General features: G+C 57.8%; 11 protein-coding genes. 7 read left to right on the plus strand and 4 right to left on the minus strand.

Annotated features, from left to right (window positions below):
* Positions 1-75: 75 nt before the first annotated feature.
* Positions 76-2,907: an ATP-dependent helicase gene (locus tag ACOBR2_RS20290; protein ID WP_420237899.1), complete on the minus strand. Its 2,832-nt coding sequence runs from the start codon at positions 2,905-2,907 to the stop codon at positions 76-78.
* A gap of 170 nt (positions 2,908-3,077) precedes the next feature.
* Between ACOBR2_RS20290 and ACOBR2_RS20295 the strand changes: the two genes are divergently transcribed.
* The 6 genes from ACOBR2_RS20295 to ACOBR2_RS20320 all read left to right on the plus strand — a co-directional run bounded on the left by ACOBR2_RS20295 (position 3,078) and on the right by ACOBR2_RS20320 (position 6,589).
* Complete coding sequence (locus ACOBR2_RS20295) at positions 3,078-3,479, plus strand: CidA/LrgA family protein (RefSeq protein ID WP_420237900.1); 402 nt, start codon at positions 3,078-3,080, stop codon at positions 3,477-3,479.
* Positions 3,476-4,168 (plus strand): LrgB family protein, encoded by a 693-nt coding sequence (locus ACOBR2_RS20300; RefSeq protein WP_420237901.1) that lies wholly within the window; start codon positions 3,476-3,478, stop codon positions 4,166-4,168. The genes ACOBR2_RS20295 and ACOBR2_RS20300 overlap by 4 nt, the downstream gene beginning before the upstream one ends.
* Before the next feature lie 124 nt (positions 4,169-4,292).
* Positions 4,293-4,544 (plus strand): type II toxin-antitoxin system Phd/YefM family antitoxin, encoded by a 252-nt coding sequence (locus ACOBR2_RS20305; protein ID WP_420237902.1) that lies wholly within the window; start codon positions 4,293-4,295, stop codon positions 4,542-4,544.
* A complete protein-coding gene (locus ACOBR2_RS20310; protein WP_420237903.1) occupies positions 4,541-4,957 on the plus strand; it encodes a putative toxin-antitoxin system toxin component, PIN family in 417 nt (138 codons plus the stop codon). The genes ACOBR2_RS20305 and ACOBR2_RS20310 overlap by 4 nt, the downstream gene beginning before the upstream one ends.
* A gap of 11 nt (positions 4,958-4,968) precedes the next feature.
* Positions 4,969-5,541: a TIGR00730 family Rossman fold protein gene (locus tag ACOBR2_RS20315; RefSeq protein ID WP_420237904.1), complete on the plus strand. Its 573-nt coding sequence runs from the start codon at positions 4,969-4,971 to the stop codon at positions 5,539-5,541.
* Positions 5,542-5,578: 37 nt separating this feature from the next.
* Positions 5,579-6,589, plus strand: coding sequence for a Gfo/Idh/MocA family protein (locus ACOBR2_RS20320; protein ID WP_420237905.1), 1,011 nt, complete (start codon positions 5,579-5,581; stop codon positions 6,587-6,589).
* Positions 6,590-6,712: 123 nt separating this feature from the next.
* Here the strand turns inward: ACOBR2_RS20320 and ACOBR2_RS20325 are convergent, their stop codons facing one another.
* The 3 genes from ACOBR2_RS20325 to ACOBR2_RS20335 all read right to left on the minus strand — a co-directional run bounded on the left by ACOBR2_RS20325 (position 6,713) and on the right by ACOBR2_RS20335 (position 11,313).
* Positions 6,713-6,991 (minus strand): hypothetical protein, encoded by a 279-nt coding sequence (locus ACOBR2_RS20325; RefSeq protein ID WP_420237906.1) that lies wholly within the window; start codon positions 6,989-6,991, stop codon positions 6,713-6,715.
* Between the two features lie 282 nt (positions 6,992-7,273).
* Entirely contained in the window at positions 7,274-8,329 is a 1,056-nt protein-coding gene (locus tag ACOBR2_RS20330) for a threonine aldolase family protein (protein ID WP_420237907.1), read from the minus strand.
* A gap of 269 nt (positions 8,330-8,598) precedes the next feature.
* Positions 8,599-11,313 carry a glycoside hydrolase family 3 C-terminal domain-containing protein gene (locus ACOBR2_RS20335; protein ID WP_420237908.1) on the minus strand — a complete coding sequence of 905 codons (2,715 nt, stop codon included), beginning with the start codon at positions 11,311-11,313 and terminating at the stop codon, positions 8,599-8,601.
* A gap of 156 nt (positions 11,314-11,469) precedes the next feature.
* On the opposite strand from ACOBR2_RS20335, the gene ACOBR2_RS20340 reads away from it, so the two are divergent.
* Positions 11,470-11,904 (plus strand): dUTP diphosphatase, encoded by a 435-nt coding sequence (locus ACOBR2_RS20340; RefSeq protein WP_420237909.1) that lies wholly within the window; start codon positions 11,470-11,472, stop codon positions 11,902-11,904.
* Positions 11,905-12,005 lie beyond the last annotated feature (101 nt).

Below are 12,005 nucleotides of genomic sequence, written 5' to 3' on the forward strand. Positions count from 1 at the left end.
AACCCTAACCTGCGCATCGTCTCTGGGAAGAGGAGCACGCCGAAGGCAGTTAGCCCCACCGCAGGTGGCAGATGGTTAAATTTTTTCCAGGTTGGCGAACTTCTCCATCAGCTTTTTCATGCCGTGGCGGCTGAACAGGACGGTCAGCTTGGCGTCTTCGCCTTCGCCCTCGCGCATCAGCACTGTGCCCTCGCCATATTTCACGTGGCGTACGCGCTGGCCCTTGTGCAGGTTCGCGGCTCCGCGCGGCTTGGCTGGTTCCGCAGTCGGACGAGCTAGCGATCCGGGCGCATGCGCTCCGGCCTTGCCGCCAAAGAATTGGGCAATGTTATCGATGCTGCTTTTTTCTTCTTTTTCTGGTTTTGGAGCAGATCCTGCCACAGAGGGGGCAGCCTTCGACGGCTTCATCCACGACGCCACAAAGGGCTTGTTGGGCTCGCGTTTGGCGGAGGACTTGCCCGCAGATCCGAAGGAGTAGGAGGTTTCCTGGCTCTCGTCCTCGTAGTTGAAGTGCTTGCCCTCGGAGTCGCCGGAGAAACCGGCCTTGCGGCGTGAGCCGTAGCCTCCGCCATAGGCCGGAGTGGACCATGCGGGACTGGGATTCTGGCCGCCCAGATTCTCCACCAACTGGCTGGGAACTTCATCAAGGAAGCGCGAGGGCAGCGTCTGCTCCGGCGCTTCATTGCCGTAGCGACGACGATAGATGGCGCGGGTCAGCACCAGCGTGCTCATGGCACGGGTCATGCCCACGTAGCAAAGGCGGCGCTCCTCTTCCAGCTCCTCGGGGTTCTGCAGCGTGCGCGAGTGCGGAAAGAGTCCTTCTTCCAGGCCGGCCAGAAAGACCAGCGGGAACTCCAGACCCTTGGCCGCATGCAACGTCATCAGCGTCACCTTGGCGTCGGGATTGATCTGGTCAGTGTCGCTGGAGAGCGCGGCATGGTCGAGAAAGTCAGCCAGGGTTTCGCCACGGGTTTCGGCATCGTGCGCGGCGTTGGCCAGTTCCTTCAGGTTTTCTATACGGCTGGTGGCTTCCGGCGTGCCTTCGGTTTCCAGTGCACGAATGTAGCCCGAGCGGTCGATCAGGAAGCGGATCAGCTCCGGCAATGTGGCCGCGTCGCCGGGAGCGCGGAACGGCTTTTCTTCAGCAGCTTCCGGCTTTGCCTGCTCTTCCACGCGGGAGGGAACTGGCTCGGGCGTAAACGAAACGTCGAAGGGCGAGAGCTCAGCCTTCTTCACCGTTTTGGCGCTCTTCTTCACCGGCTCAATCTTCTTCGGCTCGGAGGTTGCGAAAGGCGAAAAGAGCGAGGCGTCCAGCAGCGACATCTGGTCTTCATGACCGCCAAAGTTAAAGCTTGCATCTTCCGCGGCTACTTCTGCAGGACTCGCATCGTCGGCTGCGCCAAAGCTGAAGTCGGTGTCGCCCTCTTCTGCGGCGGCCACGTCAGCGCTGAGCTTGCCGGCAAAGTCGGGATCCATCATGGCCTGCGCATCGAGGATGAGCTGGCGAAAGCTATCGACTGCGCCCAGCGCGCGGCCGGGCAGCAAGCGGTTCTTGATGGCCTCGCCCAGAACCTCCCAGGTGGAGCGATTGGTTTCGAGCGCCAGCCGTTCCAGATTTTCCAGTGAGGTTTTGCCGATGCCGCGGGTGGGCACATTGATGATGCGCTGCAGAGCCATGGAGTCATGCGGATTGCGCACCAGACGCAGGTAGGCCAACAGGTCTTTGATCTCAGCCCGCTCGTAAAAGCTGAAGCCGCCCACCATGGTGTAGGCAATGTTGAAGCGGCGCAGAGCCTCTTCCACCAAACGCGACTGCGAGTTGGTGCGATAAAGCACCGCGCAATGCTGGCCTGCTCCAGAGGGGGCACTTTCGGACGCGAGTCCTTGACGCAAAAACGCCTGTATCTTGCTGGCGATGAACAGAGCTTCATTCTCGCCGTCGGGGGCCTCGTAGTAGCCCACCAGCGAGCCGCCCTGACGATCGGTCCAGAGCTTTTTGCCCTTGCGGCGCAGGTTGTTTGCCACCACCGCGCCAGCCGCCTCCAGAATCACCTGCGTCGAGCGGTAGTTCTGCTCCAGACGGATGATGCGGGCGTTGGGAAAGTCCTTCTCAAAGTTGAGAATGTTGTTGATGTCAGCGCCGCGCCAGCTGTAGATGCTCTGATCCTCATCGCCCACCGCGCACACGTTGTGGCGCTCACCGGCCAGCATCTTCATCATCTCGTACTGGGGGCGGTTGGTGTCCTGATACTCGTCCACCAGCAGATAGCGGTAACGGCGCTGATAGCGCTCGCGCACATCGGCCACGCTCTTGAGCAGGCGCACGGCTTCCAGCAGCAGGTCGTCGAAGTCCATGGCGTTGTTCTTGCCAAGCTCGCCCTGATAGCTCTTGAAGATGTGGGCGATGCGCTCGCTGTTCTGGTCCTTGGAGCTGAGGAAGTACTCCTGCGGATCAACCATGTGGTTCTTGGCCCAGGAAATGCGGCTGAGAACGGTGCGCGGCGTCAGCTGTTTGATGTCCATGCCGGCGCGCTTCATGATCTGCTTGACGATATTCTGCTGGTCGTTCTCGTCAAAGATGGCAAAGCTGCGGGTCAGGCCCTGACCGCCAATGCGCATGGCTTCAATGTCGCGCCGCAGAATGCGCACGCAGAGCGAGTGGAAGGTGGCAATCAGCGGTTTGGCCATCGAGGAGTGGCCGAGCAGCTTGTTCACACGCTCGCCCATCTCCTTGGATGCCTTGTTGGTAAAGGTGACGGCCAGAATGGAATCCGGCGCCACACCTTTCTCCTCGATCAGCCAGGCAATACGGTTGGTAATGACACGCGTTTTACCAGAGCCCGCGCCGGCCAGGATCAGCAGCGGCCCTTCGGTGGTTTCCACCGCGGCACGCTGTTCGGGATTCAATTTGGCAATCAGAGGATGCAAGGCATTGGTCCGGGAGAGGGAAGGTTTCCTTCTTCAGTTTAACCTCTGGCCGAAATTTCGCCTCCCGCATCGGGAAGCTTGCAAAATCACACAGCTGGAACCGAAATTCTTCACGAATCATGGCGAAAATATGCATGCACAATAGAAAGATGCTGGATTATTTACGTGGTTTTGCGCTTTTGACCGGCTTTTTGTTCCTGGGGCAGGGTACGCACCGGCTGGGCAGCCCGATCCCCGGCAGCGTTGCCGGCTTGCTGCTACTGGTTCTGGCCATGACCTTCAAGCTGGTCAAGCTGCAATGGGTGGAAAAGACCGCAACTCTGCTGCTGCACCATATGGTGCTGTTATTTGTGCCGGTTACGGTGGGCCTGATGGAAGTTGGCCCCGTCCTGAAACAGTCCGGATTGGCCATTGCGGCCAGCCTTATCGTCAGCCTGCTGGCCGTGCTGGCCACCGTCGGCCTGCTCTCACGCTGGCTGCTGCCCTACGACGCACACTCTGAGTTGAACGTCGGCCCGGCAATGCTGCAAGACATCAAGGAGCGGCAATGACTCCGATGACCCTGCTTGCATTGCCCGTCGTCAGCATAGCAATCACCCTGGCCACCTACACAGTAGGCCTTAAACTGCATCTGCGCTGGCGCTGGATTCCTCCGATTCTGGTGGCAGCCGCGCCGATTATCGGCATGCTGCTGCTGACCCATGAATCCTTTGCGGCCTACAATCGGGGCGGCGCATGGCTGAACTGGCTGCTGGGCCCGGGCACCGTGGCTCTGGCCATTCCCATGTATCGCAATGGCTTGGCGCTGAAGCCGTCGTTGCCGCGTCTGGCCATTGTGGTCTTTGCTGGTTCGGTGGTGAGTATGATCTCCGCTGGATTGACCTGCTGGCTGCTGGGCGCGCCCCGCGCTGTGGTTCTTTCGACATTGCCCAAATCGGTGACCACACCGATTGCCATCGAAATCAGCTCCCAGTTAGGTGGCATTCCAGCCATCACTACGGCCATTGTGGTCATTACAGGCGTGATCGGAGCCAGCATCGGCATTCCCTTCCTGCGCTTGCTGCGCGTGGGCAGTGCGCGGGCCATCGGAGCGGCCATCGGAACCTCGTCGCACGGTGTAGGCACAGCCAGTCTGGTGCGCCGCTCAGAGCGCGAGGCGGCGGTTTCCTCCTGGGCTATGGCTGCGTCGGGCTTCTTTACTTCGTTCCTGGCCGTACTGGTAAAGCTGTTCCTGCACTAGATAGCACCAGGCACGGCAAAAACAACGCCGTACAAGTAACGCGGCTTCCCTCGCTGAAAATGGTCAAAACAGACAAAATGGTTATTTTGTCTATTTTGACCATTTTCGCGCTACACTTGTCTGCATGACGACCGTCTCCGCCACCGAAGCCAAGCAGAACTTTGCTGCGCTGCTCGACAAAGCACAGCGCGAACCGGTGCGCATCCGCCGCCACCAACGCGACGTTGCCGTGCTGATCTCAGCCGAGGAGTACGAGCAATTGCGCAGTGCTCGTGCCGACGATCTGGTACGCTTTACTCGTGAAACCAGCCGGTATGCTGCCTCCCAGGGCATGACCGACGGACTCCTTGAAGAGCTTCTTACGGCACAGGAATGAAGCGTAGAGTTGTTCTGGACACGAATGTATATGTGAGCCGAATGTTGCAGGCTGATTCGGCTCCCGGACGCGCAATAGAACTTGCGTGGCGTGATGCTATTACGCTGATGTCGCCGCAAACGCTACAGGAATTGGAAGACGTTCTTCACCGACCCAAGTTTGCCCGCTATATTCACCCAGACTCCATCGCCCCTTATTTAAACAAGGTGTGGGAAATCGCGCTTCATATCGAAGTAACAAGGAAAGTTCGTGCCTGCCGCGATCCGCGCGACGATCTGTTTCTGGAGGTTGCGGTAAACGGTGAGGCTAACGTGATTGTTACGGGTGACGAGGATCTGCTTTCCCTGCATCCTTTTCACGGAATCGCCATCTTGAATTCAGCCGCTTTTCTGTTGGAAGACGCGAATACATAAGGGAATTTTTCATGACTCAGACAGAGACACAGAACGAATTGAAACATCGGGTAGCGGTATATTGCGGATCGGCCGCAGGCACAGATCCACGGTTTCTGGCCGACGCCCGTCGCTTAGGCACAACCATTGCCGCCCGTGGCCTGGGCATGGTCTACGGAGGATCGCATCTGGGCTTGATGGGCGCGGTAGCCGATGCGGCGCTGGCCGGCGGAGCCGAAGTGATTGGCGTTTTGCCCGACGTGTTGGCCGATCTGGAGATTGCCCACGCCGGCCTGACCCGGCTGGAACTGGTGGGCACCATGCACAAACGCAAGGCACGCATGGTAGAACTGGCCGACGCATTTCTGGTTCTGCCTGGCGGAGCCGGCACGCTCGACGAACTGATGGAAGTGGCCACCTGGGCGCAGCTCGGCATTCACCAAAAGCCCGGCGTACTGATCAATACCGCTGGCTACTGGGATCTGTTTCTGCGTTTTCTTGACTCCACCGTTGTGGCTGGCTTCATCAAGCCGGAAAACCGCGCCCTGTTTCAGGTGGCCGACACAGCAGAACAGGCTTTATCGCTGGTGATTCCTCAACCGTAGTTCATGCATCCATGTAACTGAGTGATAGGATCTGCGCATGAAGAACAAGCTTCGCTTTGGAGTTTTGAGCACAGCCAGCATTGGCATGCGCAAGGTTCTGCCAGCCATGCTGCACGGCCAGCAAACCATGGTGACGGCCATTGCCTCACGCGACCTGAGCCGCGCCCAGCAGGCAGCACAGAAACTCGGCATCGCCAAAGCCTACGGCTCCTATGAGGAGTTGCTGGCCGATCCGGAGATAGATGCCGTCTACAATCCTCTGCCCAACCATTTACATGTTCCCTGGACGATCAAGGCCGCAGAGGCGGGCAAGCACGTACTTTGTGAAAAACCAATCGCACTTACGCTAGAAGAAGCAAAGAAGCTACTTGAAGTACGTGCTAACTTCGGAGTAAAAATCTGCGAAGCCTTCATGATTCGCAGCGCCCCGCAGTGGATTCGTTTACGCGAACTTATCCAGCAGGAACGCATCGGAAAGTTACTGGCTGTGACGGGAGTTTTTAGTTACTCAAATGCCAACCCGGCCAACATCCGCAATCAGGTGGAGTATGGCGGCGGCGGCGTTTACGACATTGGCTGCTATCTGATTCATGCTGCCCGCTACGCCTTCCAACAAGAGCCCAAACGCGTTATTTCTCTACTGGACCGCGATCCCGTCATGAAGACTGACCGGCTGGCAACGGCGATTCTGGACTTTGAAGGCGGACAGGCGAGCTTTGTCTGCGGTACGCAGATGATTCCCTGCCAGAAGATGAATTTCTTTGGCACAAAGGGGCGCATTGAAATCGAAATCCCCTTCAACGCACCGCCTGAAAAAACTACCAGGATCTTTATTGATTCCAGCGGAGACTTCAGCGGCAGCGGAGTTAGCATAGAAACTTTTCCTGCCGCAGATCAATACACACTGCAGGGCGATGCTTTTGCCCAGGCCGTCTTTGAAAACAGCGAAGCACCTGTACCGCTAGAGGACACACTGGGAAATATGGCAGTCATTGACGCCATTTATCGCTCCGCGCAAAGTGAGCGATGGGAAAAACTACAAAATTAAGTTTGCTTGATAAATAAGAAAGAAAATCTGCGATTTATTGAAACAAGAGAAAAACACTCCCGATAAATCAAAAACCGACGCATCGAATGGATGCGTCGGCTTTTTGATTTATTCAAATATTGATTACTTGGCCGGGGCTGCCGTAGCCTTCTTCTGTGCTTCCCAGCGGCGCTTTACGGCTTCCGCAATGCGCTTGCGACCCTCTGGGGTCAGATTGCGCTTCTTGGTCTTGGCGGTTTTCTTTGCTCCTTTTGTAACTGACAAAGCAGGGAAATCCGCATTCTTCCGCGGGCGGCCCACCTTCTTCGGTGTGGCAACTCCTGTGCCTGCAAGAAGAGCGCGAGCCTGCTGCAGCAGAGCAATCTCACGATCGATAGATGCCAAAATCTCCGACACTCCCATAATTCCTCCGATTCTTCACGGTAGACGGCGCAACCTGAAGCAGAATTCTAAGTTGTGGTTTTTGGAATTATCCGCCTTCCTGCTACAAGATAACCTTATGCATATCTTTTTGCAAACAAGACGAAAATACTTAGCTCTTTTATGACTTGGAAATACTGTTATGAACCGCTGTTTCTGTCGGGTAATTCTATCTTCTGCAATTCCAGTCAGTGCCTTAAAGCTAGGCACTGACCAGAAATTGAACATTTTTTTTGCAGGATAAAACTTCCTGACAATTGATTCTCACCTATTGTTTGCACATTCCGCAAGGTCACGCGCAAAAACTTCAATTCTAGCTGGATCTGCATCCCAACTAAACATGAAGCGCGCCGCGCCGCCTATGAAGGTATAAAACTTCCAGCCACGGGCGTGCATACCTTCCAGTAACTGATCTGAAGCCTCAAGAAAGACCGCATTGGCATCCACTGGCCCCAGAATCCGCACTCCAGGCACCGCCGCAACCTTTTCGGCAAACAGTCGCGCGCACTTGTTGGCATGACTTGCATTACGCAACCAAGCGCCGCTTTCCAGCATGCCGACCCATGGCGCAGAAAGAAAACGCATCTTGGAGGCTAACTGGCCGGTCTGTTTGCAGCGGTAATCAAAGTCCGCAGAAAGCTTGCGATCAAAGAAAAGTACGGCCTCGCCTACGGCCATTCCATTCTTGGTTCCACCAAAACAGAGAACATCCACACCAGATTTCCAGCTCAATTCGGCGGGAGTTACTCCAAGACTGGCGCAGGCATTGGCAAAGCGCGCTCCATCCATATGCAGCGACAAACCCAGGGACTTGCACTCGGCTGAAATAGCCTGCAATTCATCGAGCGTATACACACGGCCAGTTTCCGTGGACTGCGTAATGGTAACTACGCGCGGCTTGGGATAGTGAATATCCTGGCGTTTGGTGGCCAGTTCACGAATCGAAGCCGGACAGATTTTGCCATGTTCGCTGCGTGCCACCAGCAGCTTTGAACCATTCGAAAAGAACTCCGGCGCGCCGCACTCATCGGTTTCCACATGCGACTGATCGTTGCAGATTACGCCGTGATAGGACTGACAGAGCGAGGCCAGCGCCAGGGAATTGGCGGCTGTTCCGTTAAAGACAAAGTACACATCGCAATCCGTTTCAAACAAGCTGCGAAATGCGTCAGAGGCGCGTTCCGTCCATGGATCGTCGCCATACGAAGTTACATGGCCTTGATTGGCCGCCTGCATGGCTTGCCATGCTTCAGGACAGATTCCAGCGTAATTATCGCTGGCAAATTGCTGCTCAAGATCTACGGGTTCGATCTTCGTCATCGGCTATTCCTTTGTAGACAGGGAAAGAGGGAAGTGGTTCGGCATGCGCATGCCTTGGCCGTACTGGATAGAAAAAAGTCAACAACATTCACTCGGACCTTGCCAACTTGCATGGGGTGCAAGAGCAAAGAATCTGCTTTTATTATGCACTCCGGCTTCCGGAGTGCCACCTGCGGGGAAAAGGGGAAGCTGCGTTCGTTAGGTAGGACGAGCTATGCAGAAAAAAAGTTTGCCGAGGGTTTGCTGCTACCCCCGGCAAACAGAAGAAGTTATTTAGGCAGGGCGAGCGTTCCGGTAATGGTAAAAGACGTCTGGCTGTGAGCAGGTGCTTCGTCAGGCTGCGCACCGCCTACAGCCAGCACGTACTCTCCCGCCAGAATCGAACGCTTCCCCGCTGCGTCCACACTCGAAAGCGAGCGCGGATCGATCTTCAGAGTTACGTCGCGACTGGTTCCCGGAGCAAGCTGAATGCGGGCAAAAGCCACCAGCGAATGAATGGGGCCCTCCGGCTGAGGCGTCTTCAAGTAGGCCTGCACCACCTCATCGCCATTGATTGCCCCGGTGTTGGTTACCGTAACGGTGGCCGTGATAGGATCGCCCGCCTTGATCTGCTCCGCCGAGAGCTTGACCGGGCCGTATTTGAAGGTGGCGTAGCTAAGGCCATAACCAAAGCCCCAAAGCGGCTTGCCGGTGTAATAGCGATAGGTGCGGTTTTTGAGGGAGTAGTCGGTAAATGCGGGCAGACCGTCTAAGCTGGCATAGAAGGTGACCGGAAGGCGGCCCGCGGGATTATTGGCTCCCGTCAGCGTGCGCGCAATTGCCGTTCCGCCCTCCACGCCCGGGTACCAGGCGGCCAGAATCGCACCCGCATGCTCCTTGGCCCAGTTCAGGCTTACGGCCGAACCGCTGAGCAGCACCACCACCAGCGGTTTGTTGGTGGCGGCAACGGCCTCCAGCAGTTTTTGCTGCGGCGCAGGCAGGTCGATGCTGGTACGATCGCCGCCTTCAAAGCCGTCCAGGTTGATCTTCATCTCTTCGCCTTCGAGCTGTGGCGAAAGTCCGACGAAGGCCACCACCACGTCGGCCTCTTTAGCGCGGGCTACAGCCTCGTCCAGTTGCGCCTGGGCCGGTGCCTGCCACTTGAACGTAAGGCCCCCGCCTGCCGCATCGCCTGCATGCGTGTATTCCAGTTTGAACGCGTGCTCCTGGCTGTCGGCAAAGTCGTATTCAACCTGTGCCGGAGCAGGTCCATCCATGGGGCGCGGCGCGGTAGGCGAAGCTCCGGAATCGGTTTTGGTGCTTGCCGATTCGTGTGGCTTGCGCAGATTGCCTTCGCCAATCACCTTGCCGTCGATGCTCAGACGATAGCTCTCCGTGGGGGAATAGGGAAAGCTGTCGCCCGGCTCAACCGTGAAGATGTAGTGGCCTGCGGCGGGAGCGGCAATCGTACCTGACCAGCGCACCGAATAGTTGGATGTGTTGATCTGCGCCGTGGGGCGGTCGCTCTCCCAGTCGGCCTGCACGGTGGGCTGCATCTGCGTAGCCAGTACGCGGCCGGTCCAGTCCGCAGAGGCGAAGAACTCGGTTTTCAGGCCCTGCCCGAAGGCCGTGCGCGGCACCGGAACGCCCACGCCCGAGGCCAGCGTGGAACCCTGCGCGTAGAGCACCTGACTGCCGTGAAACTGCGCGTTCAGACCATCCAAAGGTGTGATGGGCTGCACCGGGGTTCCGTTGTAGTTGCCCAGCAGCGACACCAGCAGGTCAGCGGTGGGGCCAATAACCGCAATCTTGCCCGGCTTGGCCTTGAGTGGCAACACCCCCGTGTTCTTGAGCAGCACCATACTCTCTTCAGCAGCGTGACGGGCCACAAAACGATCCTGGTTGTAGAGCGATTCCGTGGGGCGCAAGCCGTCCAGCCGGTTCAAGCCCACCGGATCAAAGAGCCCGAGCTGAAAACGCGCCGTGTACAGCCGGACGGCAGCTTCGGTAAGCAGGGATTCCTGCACCAAACCCTTGTGGGCAGCCTCGGCCAGCGTATTAAAGCCCGGCGTCCAGATGCTGCAGGAAAGGTCCGTGCCTGCCTTCAGCGCAAGCGCGGCCGAATGCATTGCATCCTCGGTTTTTTTATGGCCGCTGTTCACGTCCATGATTGCGCCACAGTCGCTGACGACAAAGCCCTTGAAGCCCCAGGCCTCGCGCAAGTGCTCCTGGAGCAGCATCTTGTTGGTACAGGCCGGCCAACTGTCGATGGAGTTGTAGGCGCACATCACGCTCTGCACGTGGCCCTCGGTCACGGTAGCGCGGAAGGCGGGCAGATAGGTCTCTTCCAGATCGCGCGGCGATACGTCCACATTGAAGACGTGACGCAAGCTCTCCGGCCCGCTGTGCACGGCAAAGTGCTTGCTGGTGGCTACGGCGCGCAGATGCTTCAGGTCAGTGCCCTGCACGCCCTGGATGAAGGCAATGCCCAGCTGGCCGGTCAGGTAAGGGTCCTCGCCGTAAGTCTCTTGCCCGCGTCCCCAACGCGGATCGCGGAAGATGTTGATGTTGGGCGACCAGTAGGTGAGGCCATAAAAGATGCGGTGATTGCCCTCGCTCTGGGCCTGGTTATATTTGGCGCGGCCCTCGGTGGAGATCACGTTGCCCACGTTCTGCAGCGTGGCCGGATCCCAGGTGGCCGCCATACCGATGGCCTGCGGAAAGACCGTGGCATAACCAGCGCGGGCCACCCCGTGCAGAGCTTCGTTCCACGTCTGATAGTCGGGAATGCCCAGGCGGGGAATCGGCGTGGCCCAGTCCTCCAGCTGCTGCGCTTTTTCATCGAGCGTCATGCGGCTGACCAGATCGCGGGCGCGATCGTCGGGAGCGACCTTCTGGTCAAGATACAGGGGCGATGTGGGGTGAACGGGTTGCGCGCTCTGCGCCTGAACAGGCAGCGCCAGCGAAAGAAGCATCAAGGCAGAAAAAGTGCAGCGAAAAAGCATGAAAAAAGCTCCTTTGAGTCCGCTTGAACGGAACTCTGACGGCAATCTCATTGGGCAGAAAACGACATGGCGATGATACAACCGAGGAGCTTGGACGATAAATCGATTTTTCTTTTGATCTACTGGATCACCGGCCCAGTGTGGTGGAATGGAAACATGTTGCGAGTGAAACTTCTTGAAGCAGGAGCCCGGACGCCCGCAGTGGCGCATCCGGGAGAGGATCTGGGTTACGACGTTTTTGCCCTTGAAGCGGTGCGGTTGGAGCCGCGCGCGACCGTTAAGGTACGCACCGGAATCGCTGTGGAGGCGCGCCATCCACAGTCGGGTGAGCCGCTCGGGCTGCTGGTGCGCGACCGCTCGTCGATGGCTTCCCGAGGCCTGGCCACGACCGGTGGCGTCATCGATGCCGGCTACCGTGGTGAGGTCCTGATCCTGATGACCAATCTGGGGCTGGAGCCCGTTGAACTGCAGGGCGGAGAAAAGATCGCCCAGATGATTCCCGTGCCGGTGCTAACCGGGCCGGTGACGGCGGTAGAAGACTTGCAGGACTCGCAGCGGGCCGAAAAAGGCTTTGGCAGCTCGGGCCGCTAAAGCGGTTCTCCAATTGCAGTACACCGAAACCGTCGCAGCTGAGTGGCTTTTTCCTCAAGAAAAAGCCACCTTGCACGTATTCTCTGGGGCTACCTTGCCGG

The sequence above is a fragment of the Telmatobacter bradus genome (assembly GCF_048629425.1).
Classification (GTDB): Bacteria; Acidobacteriota; Terriglobia; order Terriglobales; family Acidobacteriaceae; genus Telmatobacter; species Telmatobacter bradus.